At 60.5% G+C, this 19,228-nt stretch carries 13 protein-coding genes and 2 pseudogenes; 8 read left to right on the top strand and 7 right to left on the bottom strand.

All coding sequences use genetic code 11. From position 1 onward, the window contains the following. The first annotated feature begins 112 nt into the window (after positions 1-112). Entirely contained in the window at positions 113-1,903 is a 1,791-nt protein-coding gene (locus FXV83_RS01065) for a PHA/PHB synthase family protein (protein ID WP_187435569.1), read from the top strand. A gap of 134 nt (positions 1,904-2,037) precedes the next feature. Here FXV83_RS01065 and FXV83_RS01060 read toward each other — a convergent pair. Continuing rightward, positions 2,038-2,629 (bottom strand): annotated as a pseudogene (locus FXV83_RS01060) (saccharopine dehydrogenase family protein); the annotation flags it as partial. 481 nt (positions 2,630-3,110) lie between these two features. Between FXV83_RS01060 and FXV83_RS42325 the strand changes: the two are divergent. Further along, on the top strand, positions 3,111-3,269 hold the full coding sequence (locus tag FXV83_RS42325; protein WP_187435568.1) for a hypothetical protein: 159 nt from the start codon (positions 3,111-3,113) through the stop codon (positions 3,267-3,269). A gap of 780 nt (positions 3,270-4,049) precedes the next feature. Here the strand turns inward: FXV83_RS42325 and FXV83_RS43790 are convergent. The 3 genes and pseudogenes from FXV83_RS43790 to FXV83_RS45345 form a co-directional block, all read right to left on the bottom strand. After that, positions 4,050-4,328, bottom strand: coding sequence for a winged helix-turn-helix domain-containing protein (locus tag FXV83_RS43790; RefSeq protein ID WP_347341020.1), 279 nt, complete (start codon positions 4,326-4,328; stop codon positions 4,050-4,052). A 25-nt stretch (positions 4,329-4,353) separates the two neighbouring features. After that, positions 4,354-6,537 (bottom strand): annotated as a pseudogene (locus FXV83_RS01050) (xanthine dehydrogenase family protein molybdopterin-binding subunit). After that, the gene (locus FXV83_RS45345) at positions 6,422-6,805 is read right to left on the bottom strand and encodes a 2Fe-2S iron-sulfur cluster-binding protein (protein ID WP_430648922.1); all 384 of its coding nucleotides are present in this window, start codon (positions 6,803-6,805) and stop codon (positions 6,422-6,424) included. Before FXV83_RS45345 ends, FXV83_RS01050 begins: the two are co-directional and overlap by 116 nt. A gap of 271 nt (positions 6,806-7,076) precedes the next feature. Here FXV83_RS45345 and FXV83_RS01040 point away from each other — a divergent pair, with 271 nt between their 5' ends. Then, positions 7,077-7,859 (top strand): enoyl-CoA hydratase/isomerase family protein, encoded by a 783-nt coding sequence (locus tag FXV83_RS01040; protein WP_148736888.1) that lies wholly within the window; start codon positions 7,077-7,079, stop codon positions 7,857-7,859. A 55-nt stretch (positions 7,860-7,914) separates the two neighbouring features. Here FXV83_RS01040 and FXV83_RS01035 read toward each other — a convergent pair whose 3' ends face one another. After that, the gene (locus FXV83_RS01035) at positions 7,915-9,174 is read right to left on the bottom strand and encodes a hypothetical protein (protein WP_148736886.1); all 1,260 of its coding nucleotides are present in this window, start codon (positions 9,172-9,174) and stop codon (positions 7,915-7,917) included. A gap of 2,144 nt (positions 9,175-11,318) precedes the next feature. Between FXV83_RS01035 and FXV83_RS01030 the strand changes: the two genes are divergently transcribed. Together FXV83_RS01030 and FXV83_RS01025 are read left to right on the top strand one after the other, a co-directional pair. Further along, positions 11,319-12,380 (top strand): DUF7146 domain-containing protein, encoded by a 1,062-nt coding sequence (locus tag FXV83_RS01030; protein ID WP_148736884.1) that lies wholly within the window; start codon positions 11,319-11,321, stop codon positions 12,378-12,380. A 316-nt stretch (positions 12,381-12,696) separates the two neighbouring features. Next, entirely contained in the window at positions 12,697-13,632 is a 936-nt protein-coding gene (locus FXV83_RS01025; RefSeq protein ID WP_148736931.1) for a DUF2493 domain-containing protein, read from the top strand. Positions 13,633-14,053: 421 nt separating this feature from the next. Here FXV83_RS01025 and FXV83_RS01020 read toward each other — a convergent pair whose 3' ends face one another. After that, positions 14,054-15,715 (bottom strand): Fic family protein, encoded by a 1,662-nt coding sequence (locus FXV83_RS01020; RefSeq protein WP_235939276.1) that lies wholly within the window; start codon positions 15,713-15,715, stop codon positions 14,054-14,056. Between the two features lie 777 nt (positions 15,716-16,492). On the opposite strand from FXV83_RS01020, the gene FXV83_RS01015 reads away from it, so the two are divergent. Both FXV83_RS01015 and FXV83_RS01010 read left to right on the top strand, forming a co-directional pair. Continuing rightward, the gene (locus FXV83_RS01015) at positions 16,493-16,804 is read left to right on the top strand and encodes a DUF736 domain-containing protein (RefSeq protein ID WP_148736882.1); all 312 of its coding nucleotides are present in this window, start codon (positions 16,493-16,495) and stop codon (positions 16,802-16,804) included. A 366-nt stretch (positions 16,805-17,170) separates the two neighbouring features. Further along, the gene (locus FXV83_RS01010) at positions 17,171-18,367 is read left to right on the top strand and encodes a DUF932 domain-containing protein (RefSeq protein WP_148736927.1); all 1,197 of its coding nucleotides are present in this window, start codon (positions 17,171-17,173) and stop codon (positions 18,365-18,367) included. Positions 18,368-18,518: 151 nt separating this feature from the next. On the opposite strand, the gene FXV83_RS01005 is transcribed toward FXV83_RS01010, so the two are convergent. Further along, positions 18,519-18,749 (bottom strand): helix-turn-helix domain-containing protein, encoded by a 231-nt coding sequence (locus FXV83_RS01005; protein WP_148736880.1) that lies wholly within the window; start codon positions 18,747-18,749, stop codon positions 18,519-18,521. Positions 18,750-18,850: 101 nt separating this feature from the next. Here FXV83_RS01005 and FXV83_RS43785 point away from each other — a divergent pair, with 101 nt between their 5' ends. Then, positions 18,851-19,123 (top strand): DUF2285 domain-containing protein, encoded by a 273-nt coding sequence (locus tag FXV83_RS43785; RefSeq protein ID WP_148736925.1) that lies wholly within the window; start codon positions 18,851-18,853, stop codon positions 19,121-19,123. Positions 19,124-19,228 lie beyond the last annotated feature (105 nt).

Genomic DNA, 19,228 nt, shown 5'->3' with positions numbered 1-19,228 from the left:
GCTTTATCATAACCAATCAACCCTGCTGCCGACCGCGCGTGTCACCAACCGCATGCGGTGGGGTGTTGTTTTTTGGAAGCTACCTGGTCAGGCCTGTCAGGAGGAAAGACTTATGGCCGAGAAGTGGATGCAGCAGCCCATCTGGGATCCGATTGCCCTTGCAGCGCAACTGCGTAACATCACGAAACAAACCCAAGTACTGATGCGGCACTTCACGTCCCATGAGCCTGACGCGATTGAGTTCGGCGTGGGCGAAAGGTCAATGCTTGGGTTTGATTTTTTCGAGCTCATGACGAGGATGATGACGGACCCGGCGGTGGTCGCACGCGCTCAGATCGACCTATTCTACAACATGGTAGATATCTGGCAGAAAACCGCGGTACGCATGCTCATGCTGCGTGCACGCGAGGCCGATACCCCAAATGATAAACGGTTCAAGCATCCGGAATGGAGCGAGAATGCTGTCTTCAGCTTTGTGAAAGACAGCTATCTTGTTGCGGCAGCGTCGGTTCTTTCTGCAATCCGCGAAGTCAGAGGCCTGGATGAGGCCTCTGCCCGCAAGGTCGACTTCTATACCCGCCAGCTGGTTGATGCCCTGTCCCCTTCCAATTTCGTCATTACCAATCCGGAGGTCCTCACCGCAACCTTGGCGTCGGGCGGACAGAACCTGCTGCGCGGTTTGGAGAACCTTCTTGCCGATCTGGAGCGCGGCAATGGCCGTCTTGCGATTACGATGACCGACATGAAGGCTTTCCGCCTCGGCGAAAACATCGCAACGACTCCCGGAAAAGTCATCTACCAAAACGAGCTCATGCAACTAATCCAATATACGCCGTCGACACGAGAGGTTCGCAGGCGGCCACTCCTCATCGTGCCACCGTGGATCAATAAGTTCTATGTTCTCGATCTGCAGCCGAAGAACTCTTTCATCAAATGGGCCGTCGATCAGGGACATACTGTCTTCGTCATCTCCTGGGTAAATCCCGACAAGCAGCACGCTGAGAAGAACTTTGAAAACTACCTGCTCGAGGGCCCCTTGGCGGCCCTCGATGCTATCGAGTCTGCGACCGGAGAGCATAGCGTCAACGCGATCGGCTATTGCCTCGGCGGAACGCTGCTCGCCTCGACGCTGGCATATTTGGCCGCGAAGAGCGAGGACCGGATTAGAAGCGTCACCTATTTCGCGACGCTCATCGATTTTGCCGAAGTGGGGGATATGGCCGTCTTCATAGACGAAGAGCAATTGGCATCTCTCGAAAGACGGATGCGCCAGCATGGATATCTGGAAGCGCATCAAATGGCGACGACGTTCAACATGTTGCGCGCCAATGACCTGATCTGGTCGTTTGTCGTTAGCAATTATCTGCTCGGCAAGAAGCAGGCGCCCGGTGATCTTTTGTTTTGGAACTCCGATTCGACCCGCATGCCCGCGGCGATGCACTCGTTCTACTTGCGCAGGATGTATCACGAAAATCTCCTGGCAAAACCCGGTGGGATCACGTTGGCGGATACGCCGATAGATCTGTCGAAAGTCAGGACTCCGAGTTTCATTCTGGCTACCCGCGAAGACCACATCGCGCCGTGGAAATCGACCTATGCGGCGACACGCTTGTACTCCGGACCGGTCAAGTTCGTTTTATCCGATGCTGGCCATATGGCTGGGGTCATCAGCCCACCAGGCACCAAATACGGGCATTGGGTGAACGACGATTTGCCGCCCAGTCCGGACGAATGGTTCGTCAACGCTGCGCCTCATCAAGGGTCGTGGTGGCCGCTTTGGGACGAATGGGTAACCCTATTTGACGAAGGCCGCGTTCCGGCTCGCGAACCCGGCAGCGGCGGGCTACCGATCATCGAAAACGCGCCCGGTTCCTACGTCCGCGTGAGATCGATGGCCTTGTAGGTTGCCGCGAAAGTGGATCTGTCGTTGCGCACAAATCAGAATTGCGGAACGGTGATGTCCGCTCTGGCCTCAGCAGCTATTATCCTTGCGGAGAAAACGAGGTGTAGAAGATAGGGCTGGGTCCCGGTCTCAGCAGCGGCCAAGGTCGCCTGAGCGCTCGCCGCAGTGCCGCCAGACATGCCGCCTTTCGCCTTGCGCAGGCGGGCTTTGACCCGCCGCGCTGGGCGTCCGAATTTATCGCGCGCCTTCTCCTGCAACGTGAGCACGCCGAGATCGAACGGGATGGAATCGAAGCCGCAGGAGAAGACGATGCGCGCGCCGGTCCGTTTCGCCTCTTCGTGATGGGCGTCGATCATCCGCCGCATCCAAGCCGGTTCGCCGCATAGATCGACATAGCCAGTGCCCGTGGCCGCGCAGGCCGCCACAAGCTCGGGACCGTGTCGTGATGATCACGGCCGCACGCGCGCACATCGAACGCAGGCTGGCCGGCTCGGCGGCATCCGCCTTAACCAAAGGCAAATCGTCTGGTGCGCCGATGTCGGCACGCACCTTCTGGAGCCTGTCGGTCGAGCGTCCAGCGATCGCCCAGGACGGAGCATCGTCGCCGCGATGGGACGTCGCCAGATATTCGGCGATGAGACGGCCGGTGTAACCCGTCGCGCCATAGACGATGAGATCGAAGTCCCGCTTCACGACGTTGGTCCTCCTCGAGACCCGGGAGAGCATCTTCAGATCCGTGTGCAATCGCTCTGTACGCTTCGCGGTCACTGTCGCCAACGCAACATTCGCTACCAAGCGGGCGCTACCCCTTACTCGGACCGGTCTTCCACCGGCTGGATCGCACCAGCTTGCCTGGCGCACTCATTCGATCACCTCGTCGGCACGGGCGAGCAGCGCCTAAGAGGTGGGGATGCCAGGCCATTTTGTGCTGTCGTGGAGCCCGGCGAGGACACGAGGACGCTCAGCACGAGCAGCAAGTGCCATTTGAGGGTCCGCCGCTTCATTGAACCGTCCCATCGCGTTTGACGGAGGATACCACAGTTCCCGCCTTGCGGCGCGCCATGGCCGGTTTGGGTCGTGTGTCACGAGCGCCGTCTGAGTACGACGGTGCGGAACCATACGAGAGATGAAGGATGTTGATCGGCGTCGGCACCCCACGCCGATCCACAGTCATGGGCTCTGTGGCCGTCCTGAGAACGTCCCCGGAATGAAGGAATTTCCGCCATACCAGGTCGCCGCTGGCCGCGTTCGAAGCCTCGCGCTGTTTGATGATCAGGGCTATCCTTTCTCCGCCATGAAGCTTGGCCCCGGTGGCGGCTCTCGGGTGCAAGAAATGAGCCGCACTGTTGCGTTGGTGATCAAATGACGCACGGCGGCCAAAAGGGTTTCGGCATGACAAAGCACGGCCGGTCCGGGCACGCGACCCGATCGCCGCGCTTCCGCTTCCTGCAGAAGCTCGATGCGCAAAAGAATGATCGCAAGGACCGCTCTCGGATCAAGGACCCGAAAGAGTCGGTCGAGGAGCTATTCCATCCCCGGAAAGCAAAATGAGACCTGACGAACTATCCGCGCTCGCGGCGATCGATCTACTCGAAAATGATGTCCAAGAGTGGTGTGATTGCGGGTAGACGGCTCTGTGATGTTCATTTGCGAGATCGATTGATGAGGTCTTTCGCGATGCCGTTTGCCGCCTCCAGGATTTTCTCGTCAGGCCAAGGTAACGTTCAGTAGGGGGTGGTACACACGACGTCGTCGGGCTTGCGAGAAGTGCCTGATTTTATTGAGCTTATGTCGCTGGCGACAATCCCGACATTGGAGCAGTCAATCGTCCCATCGTGGTGGCGCGCGCAGGTACGGCAGCCATCCGTCCATGCATCGCAAGTTCCTCCCGGACCTTGACGCTCGGGGCCGGCTCTTCAGCGAGCCGGTCGCGGTGTGTCAAGTTGTCCGAATGGGTCGCAGATCGAATTCTGTCGGCGACCACCAATGCGATTGTCAGCGGGATGAGAAGGTGTCGCAAAGCCCTAGGCACGGTTGTCCTCCCCGTCTGCGCGTAGGCCTCTAGGGGCGGGCGCCCCGGACCGCGGCTCCTATACGAGATTGTGCCGTGGGCGGCGCCGTCGCATCATTCGAATTGATGAAGTCGTCACCGTTCCTTATCCGACGCCTCCCGAGTGTTACAACCCGATCCACTCGACGTGGCGGCCGGACCTATAAAGCGATAGCCGCTAAAGCGATAGCCGCGCCGCGGCAGCGTTTCGATCCAGCGCGCATCGCCGCCATGCGCCAGTGCGCGGCGGAGCGCTGCGATCTGAACCGTCATATTGCTGTCCTCCACCGCCCGGCCGGACCATACCATCTCGATAAGAGTAGCTTTCGACACCGGGATGCCGGGATGTTTTATCAAGACGCCCAGCAGGGCCACCGCCTCGCCGCGAGATAGGGTCGGGCTATGCCTGAATCGCGTCCTTGATGCGTTTTCGCGTGAGCGGCAGATCGCGCACGCGCTTGCCAATTGCATTTGCAACCGCGTTTGCGATCGAAGCAGCAGCCGGTCCCTGCGCGGCCTCGCCGCTACCAAGAAACGGTCGTCCGGGCCGGTTGATGATATGAACCTCAATGCTTTCCGGCACCGCATTGAAACGCAGGATGGGGTATGTTTGCCAATCGAGGCTGGTGATCCTTGAATCGTCAAACGTTACGCTCTCATAGAGCGTCCAGCTCATTGACTGCACGATCGCACCCTCGATCTGGTTGATCAGCCCATCGGGATTAATAAGTTGTCCGGCGTCGACTGCGGCAACAGCGCGTACGAGGCGTACGCGGCCGGTGTCACGATTGACCTCGACGTCGGAGGCGATGGCGCAATAGGCAGCGAGGTTCTTGTAGCGCGCGAAAGCAAATCCGTAGCCGTGGTCGGTTGGCGGCTTCTGATCGCTCGCCCAGCCGAAGCCTCTCGCAGCTTGCTCGATTACCTCGAGAGCGCGCTGGTCCTTGAGGTGTCTCAGCCTGAACTCTACAGGATCCGTATTTGCAACAGCCGAGAGCTCATCCATGAAGCTCTCGATGGAAAAAACATGTGGTAGGCGCCGAGGGCTCGCAGCGCAGAGACCCGGAGCGGCATCTCAGCTATAAAGTGATGCACGACCTTTGTGTTGGGAAACGAATAGATCGGGATCGCGTTGCGGTCGCCGCCGCCTTCCGGCAACGGGAGGGGCTTTGGCTCCGGCGCGGCGATCGGTTGCGCCTTGTGTTGCGCGGCAAGGAGCGCACCGGCGCCGCCTGGGCGCATCGAATGGGTATTGCTCCACACCTCGAATTGCCATTCCGCGATCCGCCCCTTGGCATTAACCGATGCCTTGAGTCGCGTCACCATGGCTGGGCCAAAAGGTTCCCAGGCATGCTCCTGCTCACGCATCCATTGAAGACGTATCGGGTGTCCCGGCAGGGCGCCGGCAATCAACGCGGCATCGGCGGCGGCATCGTCGGCGCCATTGTGACCGTAGCATCCCGAGCCTTCGACGTGAATGAGGCGAACCCTTTCGGGCGCCATGCGCAGCAGCTCAGCGATGGCTTGGCGGTCGGGATAGACGCCCTGCGTGTGGGTCCAAACGGTCATCGCACCATGATTGAGCTGAGCGACCGCACATGACGGCCCGATCGACCTATGCAGCTGGTAGGGCCGCGTGTAAGTCGCCTCGATCGTTCGCTGGCCCGTGATCGCGGGGGCGCTGAGCTCAAGGATTGCCGAATCTTGTGACGGCAGCTTGCTCAATACCTTATGCAGATCGCCTTGCTTTGGCAGCCTCGTGCTTTCCTGCCACCGCGCAGCGGCCGCGAGCGCCCATGGCCTTGATCGACTGAAATTCGGTTGCTGCGACCACGGCCAGGAAATTGCCATCGTGGACGACCTTGACCACGCCCGGCATCCTCTCGACCGCGGAAGTGTCGCAGTCTGTCAACCGAGCCCCATAGCTCGGCGGTCGCACCACGCGCGCATGCAGCATGCCGGGCAGCCGCATATCCTGCACATAGGCCGCGCCGCCTGTCACCTTGGCCGGGATGTCGACCCGCGGAATCGACCGAGCCATCACCTTGAAGGTCACCGGATCCTTCAGCCTTGAACTCGGCTGTGCTTGCACGTGCAGCATTCCGGAGGCGACGAGCTCGCCATAGCGTAGTCGCGTGCCATCCGGACCGATGACCGCGCCGTTCTCGGTTCGCAGGCTTTCAATCGGCTGGCTCAGCCGGCGCGAGGCCTCGCCGATCAGCAAGTCACGCACTTGCGCGGCCGCGTTCTGGATCGCCGTGCCGCTGTCCTGCATGGAGTGACTGCCCGCAGTGTAACCCTCGTTTGCGGTCAGTTTGGTGTCGGCCGTAGTGAGCGTCAGCAATTCAAACGGCACATCGAGCTCTTCGGCGGCGATTTGTTGCAAGGCGGTTTTGATCCCCTGGCCGAGCTCTGCCTTGCCGGTGAACACAGTGAGACGGCCGTCGGCATCGATCCGAATCCACGAGTCAAGGTAAGGAGTTGTCGCGAGGCTGCCTGGCCTCTTGGGTGTGCCAGCCGGCACCTGCTGCTGTGCCGCGGTTCGGCCGAGAGAGAAGCTCACGATGATGGCGCCACCGCCCATCAACACGTGACGGCGATCCATGGTTAGGGGAGCGTTCATAGCGTCCCCCGTGGCTCGCCGAGGAGCTGTCAGTGCCGCCCATCATTTGCGCGGCGCGGCGCACGGCACGCAGGATGCGCATGTGGGTACCGCAACGGCACAGATGCGGCGCTAGCTCGGCTCGAATCCGCTGATCGGTTGGCTTCGAATTGCGCTGCAATAGCGCTTGCGCCCGCATCATGATGCCCGCAATACAATAGCCGCGTCTGGCTGTTCGCAGCCCTCGCAACTTCCAGGCCTGGCGTGGATCGGCGATCGCCTGAGCTAGGCGTCGCCGTGACCGACGCGGACACCATCGCGCCGATCGGCGGGGCCGCGTTCCACGACAACAAGGTCTGGATCAGGAAGGCGGCTGCTGCCTGAGGCACGCATCCCTGGTTCGATCGCGCTGCAAAATTGTGTCGAGGCGCTAAGGCGGCACATCATCGTAGATTGCACTTGCGCCTGTAGTGCATCTGCCGCAAATGTCGGGCAAGCGGAAGACAAAAAGCGAGCGTGCCATGACCGACACCACAAGCGTCATCACCGAAAAGCGCGGGCAGGCGTTCTGGATCACCATCAACCGGCCGGAGAAACGCAACGCACTGAACGGCGACGTGATTGCCGGCATCGCCAAAGGCTATCGGAACGCGCATGACGACAAGGACGTCCGCCTCATCGTGCTGACGGGCGCGGGCGACAAGGCCTTCTGCGCCGGCGCGGACCTGCAGAACTCCGGCGCGGCGTTCGCGATGGATCATTCCAAGCCGAATGTCGACTATGCCGATCTGTTGCGGTTGTCGCAGAACGCGACCAAGCCCGCGGTTGCGCGGGTCGGCGGGGTCTGCATGGCCGGCGGCATGGGCCTGCTATGCATGACCGACATGGCGGTCGCCGCTGATCACGTGATCTTCGGCCTGCCCGAGGTGAAGGTTGGCGTGTTCCCGATGCAGGTGCTCAGCCTGTTGCAGAGCATCGCGCCGCGGCGGCTCGTCAATGAATGGGCGCTTACCGGTGAGCCGTTCGATGCGAGGGCAGCGCAGGCGGCAGGGCTTCTGAATTACGTCGTGCCGGCGGCCGAGTTAGATGCCAAGGTCGACTGGCTGATCGGCCGCATCATCGACAAATCGCCGACCGCGATCCGCCGTGGCAAATACGCCATGCGCGCGATCGCGTCGATGTCGTTTGACGAGAGCATCGCCTACACCGAAAGTCAGATCGCACTGCTCGCGATGACCGAGGACGCCAAGGAGGGCCTGAAGGCATTCAGCGAGAAGCGCAAGCCCTCCTGGACAGGGAAATAGCTCTCTTAACGCGCAGGTCCTCGGTTCGAGGCTTGGAGCCTCCCACCAAAATGAATCAATGGCTTATGTCGCGGGCCGCGCCGTCATTCCGACGAGCGACTAGTCCGACAAGAGCTGCTTTTGCCCGCTGCGCACGGCGCTTCTTGGAGCCTGCGATCAGCTGTTTACGCGTGCGCTTTGCATAGGTAGGCATTTGGTGGCTCGATCGATGGCGGGCAGCGGCCCGCAATTCAGCATCCGTGAGATCGCTGTCCGCACCTTCGGTAAAACCACCGTGACGGAATGAGGTAAAGGAGAGTTCGCTGCGTAGCCCAGCTGCTGCAACAATCTTCTTTACGACACTCCGTAGATAACGCAGATCTTTGCGCTCTGTAGGCCATGGGAGCGGGGCAGGTGACCTACGATGCTCATGATCGCGCCGAAAGACCAATCCCCAAACCGTCTTTGCCTTGATGGCATCGAGCTCCGCCATCAATTCGGGGAAGAGAGGCTCGCCCATTTCGTCGAATAGTGGCCACCAAGCTTCCTCGCCATTCTTCGGATGCACAATTCTTACGCTGTCTGGTCGCTCAGTCGGCCGATAGTGCGAGATTTCGAAGACGCCGAACACATGCTCTTGGCGTTGCAACCACTCCCACGTCAATAACGCGGCAGTTGCGACCGAGAAGTACCCGAGTTTCTTCGCTGCCGCTCTGAACGCGACGAGTTCGTCCCAAGTCGCCGTGGGTGTCTGGCGGGCAGGCTGGCCAGGCGCACGGGTCTTTAGCCCCATCCGCGAAAATGGATTGATCGCCGGCACTATCGTTTCTTGGACGCGGTGCCCAACAAACCAGGCGCGCCTGCAAGAGGTCATGGCTGCATTTGCAAAGCGACGACGCTCGCGCTTGATGACATTCCCACATGCGTCCCTGTGTTCCACGACGAGCAGTTTCGCGTAGATTGCGTCGACGAAGCCTTTCGTAAAATCAGAGAGCTGCTTTGAGCCCACGCGGCTACCATCCTTCAGCGTTTGGTTGGCAAAGAGTGCCAGGCCCTGCTTGTATAAGCGCTGCGTGTTGCGCTCGATCTCTCTCCATTTTTGGTGGGTTTCGAAGATACTGGCCAGCCAGTCGAAGGTGCCGGGCACAGGAGAAGGGGGAACCATGTCGGTCAAACCTCCCGAACGCCAACTATCGAAGGCGGGTAGCAAGATATTTTCGGCTCGCTCGACGGCGGCCGCGTACTCTTCCCCTAGCGCTTCAGCCTTGACATGGCAGCCCTGCCTGCGGGCCCAACTCGGCGGATCAAAGAAGTATGCCCATCGACCGTTCTTCAATGGCTTTCGTCGGCAGTAGCGCGGAAGTTTCGATGGGGACAACTTCATACGAGAGATACCAGGTGTTCCGATCTATCTGGATCCATTGTTCTCACTGGTGCCGCGAAGTTATCGATAGCGGCCTTCGACCAAATTGGCTGTCGCGCACGCCCAATTCCGCGATAGCCAACGGGTGGTGGTGCCTCGCCGCGGCCAACGGCGCGTGCGAGTTCACCTGTATCGCGATAATCGAGGTAGGCAGCGGCCATGTCGGCGCGCATGAGTGCAGGCCATGTGCCGATGGGCGGATAACGGGCAGGAAGGGCAGGGCGAGGTGCCATGAGCAGGTCATTGTCTAAAATGTGCAGTCTAAGCCATCAAAGCCTGAGATCTTTTGAGAGGCTCCTGCCCTGTGGCAGGCTCAGCGGTGACCGATCTATCTGGTTCGGCTTGCACTCGAACTCTTGCCCCTTACCCGAATGCGTCCCGCCTTGATGTCACCGACACCATCGACATTGAAAGCAAGACAGCGCCACAGAGAAAGGGGAGCAAAGAATTCGTGGGGGAATCGGCTGGTGTGGCGTGCAAATAGGACGGGCGTGTAGCCTAACAGGGGCAATTGCCGTCGCTCGCGTGCATGGTCGGCACTACCGGGTTCGACAAAACAATCTCAGGCGCAATGTCGCGCAGATGACAGATGCACGTCCCGTACGTCTTGTGATGCCAGGAACGCGTGAGCCGTATCTGCGCCGTCGCGAGCACTGCCACCTGGGACGCGTGGTCTTGCGGATCGCTAGCTGCGCTGCCAAAACGGCCGCACTTTCCGGACCAAACTCACCGCGCGCCTAACGCCGGTATGAGCGGCAGGCTTAGTGAAATGCGAAGATCGATATGGCGATGGGAGATGGGAGCGCAATTGGCCAAATGGCTCAGCGGACTGATCGGCAAAAATGGCGAAGCGCTTCGGCTCCGACACATCTATCAGTAGTGAATCAATGCGACGAATGTCAGCTGTTGGCGCTTGAGCGCCTATCTTCGCCCACTGGCTGAGAGTCAGCTGCTTTTGATGGATTGTCAGCGCTCAATCCGACAAACCTGTTGCTCAACTTGCATTGAAGGCCGCAGCAGTCTTCTCGTTATCGGAATGATAAGCATCGCACGTGCCTCCGGGGTAAATGGACTCCTTGTGGTGCCCCGGCCGAAGTTCTTCGACGTTTGCGAGGGTGCGATCGGGGTATCATGTTGCGCGTGCGGCATTTGCCGCACTGGGCTCTCGTGAACCGAGCCGCGCTGCGTCTCGGCCGACGGCTTCGATCCCTCGCGCACCAAATTGCGCCTCTCGCCGGAGGCACTCAGTCCCGGGTTCCGTCGCGTTCCGCGCCGGCGCTATGCTAACCCTCCTGCGGGTGCCTTGTTAAACCGGTCTCGAGACTGCAGTCGGTCCCGCGTCCCGCCCAAGGGCGGCGCTATGCTGACGCTCCTGCGGCTGCCTCCTTTAGTCCCGCCGTCGCGCGACTTCGCTTGCTCGGCCTTCATAGTGGCTGCGTTGCAGCTAGTGGTGTGCGCACAACGCTTTCCTAGCTTTCCATCAAAACCCGAACAGATCTGCCTCGTAGCCGCTGCGGAGCGAGAGAGCGAGACGAGCGAGCTGTTTCGCGCTGTCGAATTGGAAGCTGCGAGAAAGGCTCGTGGCGCCCGTCGCGGACAGACGTGATGTCCAGATATATCCGCTTGGGCGTGCCGGCGAGCCTCTATGACGAAATCACTGACAAGATCATCGCCGAAGTAGAGGCCCGCCGTTTGCCATGACTTGGGGTGCTGCGCGAGGACAATCGGACGATTGTCAACGGCAAGCCAAGCCGGCAAAGCGGCGGATTACATGGTCGGCTTTCTGCCAGATCTCGCTGCCGACATAGCAGGTGAGAGTGCGGAGTGCGAGGCGGCTTGAAGTATCTCTTCGCTGCTCAGGAAGAGTGAGAGGGGTGGACGGATGTCCGCGACGGGTTGGAAGCCGAGAGAGAGGCTCTCGGCCACCCGGCGTGGAGAATCGAAATGAAGCAAGCTGTCCAAGAGATCACTTTGTCCCCATCCGGCGACCTTGCGTTCAATAAGGTGGCGCTGGAGCGCTATGCGGTTGAGCGTATCGGTCAGCGGGAGGCTGCGTGATGACACGCGACGCTTCCGAACTGGCGCACCGCCTCGCGCGCGAGGCCGAGGCGGTGTGCCGCCACTATCTGTCGAACGGTCGGCGCCAAGGTCGCTATTGGTTGGTTGGCGATGCCAGCAATACACCGGGACGTTCGATGTTCGTCCGATTGAAGGACACGCCCAAGGGGCCGGCCGGGAAATGGACTGACGCCGCAACGGGCGCGCATGGCGACTTGCTCGACGTCATTCGCGAATGTTGTGGGCTCCTCGACTTCCGCGACGTGGCGAATGAGGCCCGCCGCTTTCTCAGTTTGCCTCGTTCGAACGCCGAGCCGTCGTCGAACGTCGCGCACAGCAGAGCGCCAGTCGGTTCGGCCGAGGCGGCCCGGCGGCTCTTCGCCATCTCGCAGCCAGTCGCCGGAACTCTTGCGGAGGTCTATTTGCGCAATCGGGGCATTTTTGCGTTACGCGACGATGGTGCGCTGCGATTCCACCCGCGCTGCTACTACCGACCCGATGAGGCTGCGCCCACCGAGATATGGCCGGCATTGATCGCACGTGTCACAGGTCTTGATGGCCGGATCACCGGCGCGCATCGCACCTGGCTTGATCCCGATGGCTTCGACATTGTGCGCCTGGGTAAGGCTCCGATCGATACACCGCGACGGTCAATGGGTTGCCTTCTCGGTAACGCGGTTCGATTCGGGACGGCCGACGACGTGCTGGTGGCGGGAGAGGGCATCGAGACCATACTGTCGCTTCGCTGCGCAGCTCCAATGCTGCCAATGGTTGCCGCGCTGTCCGCAAACCATGTAGCTGCCCTGCTGCTTCCGCTACAGCTGCGTCGCCTCTACATCGCGCACGATCGTGATGCGGCCGGCGACTTCGCGGTAGCTGCCGTGACCAAACGTGCCTTAGACGCCGGTATCGAGGCAATACCTCTGTCGCCCCGGCTTGGGGACTTCAACGAAGATCTGCTCGCCTTTGGTATCGATAAGCTTCGAGAGGTCTTGCGTGAACAACTCGCTCCGCAGGACGTCGTGCGGTTCATGTCCTTGACGGCCGCCGAGACGGGTTGAACGGGGGGCGCTTAGAGGCCATCGCGATCGGTTGTTGGGGGCGCGGCCGCCGGACAGAGTCGCGCCCCAGGCCTTCTAAAAGGCGATCGGACAGCAGGCGGGTGCGGCCCTGCAATGGCAGAGGTTGCGGCTATTTTCCGCCGGCGCGCCTCGCGCCTTTGCATCGCGAAACAAAATAGCCGCATCCCTGCCATCCTCCGCTGTCGCTTCGGCCCTTCGCTTTCGCTTCGGGTTCTGGTCTCTTCCGCCCGCCGTCAAGTGATCGCCACGAAGGCCGCGATGGGCGCGGCCGATCCAGCAAAGGGCCTCACCCATGATGACCGACCACGACGACGCGGATTTCAAACCGCCGCACGTTCCGTCTCCGACCGATCACGTCCTCAACGAGCTTCAGCTCTATGGCTATCGACCATTGCAGGATGAACCCGATGCACGGCCGCTTCCAGAAGGCAAGGCGATCGCCGGTGCTGTCGTCGACATCTTCGATGCCCTAGTCTCGACACTGGATGACACGCGTCTCGAACCAGATCTTGACGACTTGCTCTGGTCGGCCGTCAATCTCTTCCACCGTGCGGTGGACCGTATCGAACGCGAGCTCGACGTAAATGAGCAGGCGCAGCAGAAGAGCCAGCGCGGGCAAGACGGCTCGGAGGTGCGATCCGTCGAGCTAGAACGGCTCACCGCCGAGGGCGTCACGCTCGTCGAGCGCCGCAACGCCATGGAACTCTTTCGCGACCAGGCTGCCGAATGCTTCGAAGTCCATACCGGTTCGCTGTGGCGGCCGTGTTCTGGATCAGTCATCAACCGCGGCACGCTCACCGCCGCGATGATCGACAGTCGCGATTTCCTCGCTGCCAAGCGTCGGGCCGAAACCGAGGTGATGGTGCCGGCCGGACCGAAAATCGCGCTCACCGGCGGGCTCGACTTCAACGACGTTTCGCTCGTCTGGGACCGGCTCGATAAGGTTCACGCGAAGCATCCCGACATGGTTCTGCTCCACGGCGGCTCCCCGAAAGGTGCTGAATTGATCGCTGCAAAGTGGGCCAGCAATCGCAGGGTAGTGCAGGTCACCTTCAAACCGGACTGGACGAAGCACGCGAAGGCTGCACCGTTCAAGCGCAACGACGCCATGCTGGCAGCCATGCCAATCGGAGTCATGCACTTCCCGGGCACTGGCATACAGGACAACCTCGCCGACAAGGCGAACAAACTCGGCATTCCGGTTTGGAAATTTGGCAAGGACGGCGCGTGAGCGCCGTCCCACTCAACTCTAGCCAAAAAGTGGCTCGCGCGAGCAACGCGAGATGTCGCCAATCCCTCATCGAAGCGCAGTTCATAGGAGATTGTTTTTGTCTCGCGCGTTCATCGCGTTTGGGTCCATACATCGAAATCCACGTGGAACATCATGTTTGAGCCGGGACGACCGCCGTGCTGGCCCTTTGATTTGTCCTGGTTGGAGCTCAGCCTAATTTTTGAGCCGATTGTTGGCTCACGATTCATCCCTCTCATTCGTGTTGCAGTTAGTATCGGCTGCATGAGGTGACTCTGTTGGCGCACAGGCGGGCCTTTCTTTGCCAGCGCCAGAACGAGAGCCGCTCGGATCGAAACGTCGAGCTGATAATAAATAGTCTTCGCAAGGCGCGCCTTCTGAATCTGGTCTGATGTAGCGTCGGTCACTCTCCGCTTTGGCCGAACGCGTCTGCGTATAAATGTTCAATCTTTGAGACCTCGTCCTCCGTAAGCGCCGCGAACTCATTCTCCCGCGCGCGCTGTGACAGCTTGCCCTGATTTTGTCTGAGGAACCCGAATAGATTGTTCAGCGTCCGCTCCGGCATGTCGATCATGTTCTCGATGCCGGCGCGGAACGCATCGAAGCCGAGAAGGAAGCTGGTTTCGTTCGGAAGGTCCCGATCTATCGTCTGACGCACGCAGGCGTACAGAAACTCTGCGTGCGGCGTCGCATCGAAGAACCGGTAGAAGTCTGCCGTATTGTTGAGAACACTGACGTTGCCGCTTGGCGTCGCCTCCCACCGGATGCAGGAAAGCAGCCTGCCCGAGTAGCTCTCAAGCACGCTCTTGTACTCGGCGATCCGATCGAGGATGGCCGAGGAAACGGGAAAATGTACGCCATCCGGGTTGAACCCCCGACGTGCGAGAACATGATGGATCAGATAGCGATGAATGCGCCCATTGCCGTCCTCAAACGGGTGGATATACACGAACCCAAACGCGAGCACGGCTGCCGCGATAACGGCGTCGAGGTCATTCTCGGCGCCGTGGTCGAAAGCGATCAGTCCAGCCATGAGCGAAGCGATGTCTTCATGCCGCGCGCCGATATGATCCGGAATGGGGCGTTGCGTGTCGCGGTCGTGCTCGCCGACAAAGCCGCCGTCCTTGCGGAGTCCGAGCTTCACGAAACGCTCGTCCCCGATTACAATGCGCTGCAGGCGAAGAAACTCTTGCTCGTCGAGCGGTGCGCGTCCAGCTTCGCCAATGGCGCGGCCCCATCGCTGAATTCGATCTTGCGGCGGCCTTTCTCCTTCTATCACATAGCTAGACTTCGAGTCCCTCAGCAGAAGGAAGGCGGCGGTGCGGGCAAGCAGATCCTTCGGCACTTGGCTCACGACGGCGCGCGCGCGCTCTTTCCAGTCCTGCGCGATGAAGTCGTTGAGCGCAGAAGTCTTAAAGACGAGGGGGCAAAATTCCGGGGTGCCGGGAAGGTTGTTGCGGACGCGATGCCGAGCCGAATTGCGCGCCGCGCCTCCGAACTGGATGTCGGTGTCGACCGCATCTACATACGAGACCTTGTCCGCGGCAGGCAGACTAAGCTCGCGGCCAAGCAGCCATTCGTACAAGAACCAGATGCGGCGCGTGTAGACCCCTGTAGGCTTCTGCCGCACAATCTCGGCGACGTCTTGGTCCTTGACGGCGACGAAGAGCCGCTTCAGGAGGGCGAGATCCAAGCCCTCGTACTTGAGCGCAAAGGTCAAGTGCCCCTCGAGCGAGGCCTCAGGCGCATGACGCGGCGTATAGATGTGCCAATCGGCCTGTTCAATGATGCGGTGCTTGGTGCCGATCGCCGAAAGCGCCCGGGGAACGGGGACAGGCAGATTGTAGGCGTCAATCAGGGCGGCGTAGCCCACCGGAACGGCCGTCTCCGGTAGCCGCCGGTCGTGAAAAACGCTCACTGGTCCTGAAAATCGTGCGCGCACGGCAGGGTTCCTGAAAAAAGATCCCGCTTCCAGAATTCTCTTCGCGGGAGCCAAAAAACCATTCAAATCTAAATATCCCATGAAAAATAGTGTCTCAATGAGATTCTCATGAAAATTGTTCACGCCCGCTGCCGCTCCGCTGTTTGGCATCCTTTCCCCGCGAGGCCGGGCGTGCCGCACGCTCTGCGAGGGGGCGTTATTACGAGAGCATCTACTCCCCCGGAGTTGAGACGGCCGGATCAAAAGAACATGCGAAACGATCCATTCCCTCGACTATGTTGTTGGCGGGCTCTCGCCGCACTGTCACTACGCCCCGAGAAAAAGGGGCCGAAGATCCGCATAGGTACGCGGTGGCCAAGGGAACACAGTGTCGTGCTGGTCCATCAGCAGCGGGCGATTGAGGCCGTACGCCTTGATCGCGTGATGACCGTGCGAGTTGAGATCACCTTCTTTCGGCACCTTTCACTGTACCGTCGCCTCTGCACGCGGAAATGCGACGAGGTTCGCTGGCGTTTGCCGAGGCGCGTCTTTCTTGCCATTGATGCGCGCGCGTCAGCATGCGTTCGATCGATCTAGCCCAAGTCCTTGAGCTGCGTTCGTGTCAGTCGCCATAGTTCTCTCCGTCAGTTCATTCATGGCTCGCGTCCAACGCAACCTCGAATGGGCTGATCAGGCCCGAGGGCCGGCTAACGCCTCGATCGCCTTCCCGCAACGGCTGCGCCTGCTTTTTTCCCCTGCCGCAAAGAGGCGGCATTCCTCGCGGGAGACAAAAAAGCAGGCTTGTCGCCGTCCTCCGCTGGCGCTGCGGGCCTAAAAGGCTGCGGGCCGATCGCTCCACGGGCCAAGGATCGCCATCGAGGCTGCGATGGGCGCGGCCCGAGCAACAAACGGAGACTTACCATGGCTACCATCGGCACCTTCACTGCTTCGGACAACGGCTACATCGGCTTCATCAAGACGCTGACGCTGAACATCAAGGCAAGGCTCGTCGCATCCGAGAAGGACAATGACAAAGCGCCCGACTACCGCATCTTCGCCGGTGTGACCGAGTTCGGCGCCGCCTGGAAGAAGACCGGCCGCGAAACCGAGCGCGAATACCTCTCGGTCAAGCTCGACGATCCGAGCTTCCCGGCCCCGATCTACGCCTCGCTGGTGAAGGTCGAAGGCGACGAGGGCTTCACCCTGATCTGGTCGCGCCGCAACGGCGACTGATCCCCCGGGGATCATCGGCCCCGCCTCCTCGGAGGCGGGGCTTTTTGTGTTTCTTGCGCCGCTTTGAAGAAAGCAGAAAGAGCACGTTTTTCTATGGGATTGCTAAGGGCTCCGCCCTCGCGCGGGCAAGGGTGAAGCACACTTCGTGTGCCGGCCGGAGCGGTCTCCCCGGTCTTCCGCGCAAAGGATCTTTATGACAACGTCGTCGTCAGGCGCGTGCAGACGCGCAGCCTTCGGCGCGCCCTTGGCAGGCGGGTGATCCCCCTCCGCGTCCTGCCGCCCTTGCCCTTGCTACCCCAGGTCTCGCCGACGGGCAGGGTTGCAGCGCAGCGCTGCGCTTCAACCTCAGCCCAAAGGAAAACGATCATGAACATTATGACCTTGTCCCAAAGCGAACAGCCTGTGTCAGGCGGTTTCCGCGTGGATGTATCGCTTGGCCAGCGTATCGGCCGCGTGTCCTCCGAGTGGTTTGCGCGACCGGACGATGAGCGTTACCTGAATTTGCAGGACCTCTACGAAGCGGTGCGAGGACGGGCCGGACGCGCGCAGGCGCGGACGGTGGAGAGCAGGGCGATCCGGGTGGAAGCGAACCGCGACAATTCCGAGCGGCTGGCGCTGGCGGTGCCCGGACGTGACGAGCCGGTGGCGCCGACACATTGGAGCTTTGGCCAATTGTGCACGTTGGTCGGCGCGCCGACATCCTATCTGCGGCAGCTTCCCGCGGCCCTATCGGCCATCAACCTGCAACACGGCTTGCTTTCACATCGCGCCGAGCTCGTGAAAACCTTGGAGGCCGACAACGGACGGGTCGAGCTTCGCGCCGTCACCGGGCCGGACTACGGCCGCATCTGGGATCATGAACTAGTCGCGGCTGTCATGAAGATCGCGGGCAATGGCACGGGTGACACGCGCTGGAAGGTCCCGGGCGTGATGGACTGGTCAACCATGACCCACAATCCGTTTGTGGACGTGACCAAAGACGCGACCACACTCTATGCCAGCGACCGCGACGTATTTCTGTTTCTGGTCGACGACACAAATCCGATCGAAGCGGGCCGCCTGGCCGATGGATCACCGGATTTGTATTTCCGGGGATTTTACTGCTGGAATAGCGAGGTTGGCAGCAAGACGCTCGGTATTGCGAGCTTCTATCTCCGGGCTGTCTGCATGAACCGCAATCTCTGGGGTGTCGAGAATTTCGAGGAGATCACCATCCGCCACTCCAAATTTGCAGCGCAGCGCTTCGCGCATGAGGCCGCGCCAGCGTTGACAAGCTTTGCCAATTCCTCACCCGCGCCATTTGTCGCCGGTATCAAGGCCGCACGGGAGCGGATCGTTGCCCGCACAGACGAGGACCGGGAGAGCTTTCTCCGCAGGGGCGGGTTTTCCAAGTCCGAGACATCAAAAATCATCGAAACCGTTCTGGGCGAAGAAAATCGCAAGCCGGAAAGCATCTTCGATTTCGTGCAGGGCATTACCGCATTCGCTCGCGGCAAGGCTCATCAGGACACGCGTCTTGAACTGGAAGGCAAAGCAAAGCGCCTGATGGAGCGGGCCATCTGATCACATGAGCCGCGCAATCGGGAACGCTTGCGCGGCTCACTTTCAGCCCCAGTGCATCGCCGCCGATCCGGCAAGACGGATCGGCGGCGATGACGCGTATCCGCGTCTGGCGCTCGCCGGGCCTTCGGCCCGGCTCGCGGGGAGGTCGCGCCTATTTGGCGCGACCTCTCTTTGCCATCCGTTTTAGGAACTCATCAGGCTCGACGTCGAGCTTATCGGCAAGGCGGCCAATGACCTTTATGCTGACGTAGTATACGCCCTTCTCCAGTTGGCTCAGATAGCTCCTGCTTATCTCAGCCTCCAAAGCAAGTTCGTCTTGAGACCATCCCCTCGCATTGCGTAGACGACGCAAGTTGGTGGCGAATGTCTCCCGCAAATCCATGCGGGCAAAGATGCCGCTTGTTCAGTATATTGCACCTCGATATACTTAACAAAGTGCGGCCCTATGAACCGTTAGATAGTAGATTCCGCGACCGTAAGATCATGCAGACCCCGCCGCTCGATCCTAACGTGGCTGACCTGGCCCCCGCCGGGTCTGTGCTGACGTCTTACGATGAGGAGCACGTTGTAACGTACATTCGCCTTCTACAAGCCGAGGGTGAGGGCGCGGACTGGCGGGAAGTCGCTCGAATAGTCCTGCATATCGATCCTGAGCGTGAGCCGGACCGTGCGCGCAACGCATACCAGAGTCATTTAGCGCGCGCTAAGTGGATGACCGAGCAGGGGCGCCTCTTACGCGGCGCTCGCTCAAAATAGAAGAAAATCGCCGACGAGAGCCTTGCAGCCGAAACGATTTTCTCCCGCTCCACCGGTGGTCATTCTCATGCACCACGTGGTGCCAAACTAGGTCAGCGTTTTCTT

It is taken from the genome of Bradyrhizobium hipponense (assembly GCF_008123965.1).
Classification (GTDB): Bacteria; Pseudomonadota; Alphaproteobacteria; order Rhizobiales; family Xanthobacteraceae; genus Bradyrhizobium; species Bradyrhizobium hipponense.
The sequence above is the reverse complement of the archived record's forward strand: the minus strand, read 5'-3'. Positions and strand labels throughout refer to the sequence as shown.

What these genes read in the sequence shown, in the direction of transcription:
- FXV83_RS01065 (WP_187435569.1), top strand. Translation starts at nt 113, where the DNA reads ATGGCCGAGAAGTGGATGCAGCAGCCCATCTGGGATCCGATTGCCCTT.
- FXV83_RS42325 (WP_187435568.1), top strand. Translation starts at nt 3,111, where the DNA reads ATGAAGGAATTTCCGCCATACCAGGTCGCCGCTGGCCGCGTTCGAAGC.
- FXV83_RS01040 (WP_148736888.1), top strand. Translation starts at nt 7,077, where the DNA reads ATGACCGACACCACAAGCGTCATCACCGAAAAGCGCGGGCAGGCGTTC.
- FXV83_RS01030 (WP_148736884.1), top strand. Translation starts at nt 11,319, where the DNA reads ATGACACGCGACGCTTCCGAACTGGCGCACCGCCTCGCGCGCGAGGCC.
- FXV83_RS01025 (WP_148736931.1), top strand. Translation starts at nt 12,697, where the DNA reads ATGACCGACCACGACGACGCGGATTTCAAACCGCCGCACGTTCCGTCT.
- FXV83_RS01015 (WP_148736882.1), top strand. Translation starts at nt 16,493, where the DNA reads ATGGCTACCATCGGCACCTTCACTGCTTCGGACAACGGCTACATCGGC.
- FXV83_RS01010 (WP_148736927.1), top strand. Translation starts at nt 17,171, where the DNA reads ATGAACATTATGACCTTGTCCCAAAGCGAACAGCCTGTGTCAGGCGGT.
- FXV83_RS01005 (WP_148736880.1), bottom strand. Translation starts at nt 18,749, where the DNA reads ATGGATTTGCGGGAGACATTCGCCACCAACTTGCGTCGTCTACGCAAT.
- FXV83_RS43785 (WP_148736925.1), top strand. Translation starts at nt 18,851, where the DNA reads ATGCAGACCCCGCCGCTCGATCCTAACGTGGCTGACCTGGCCCCCGCC.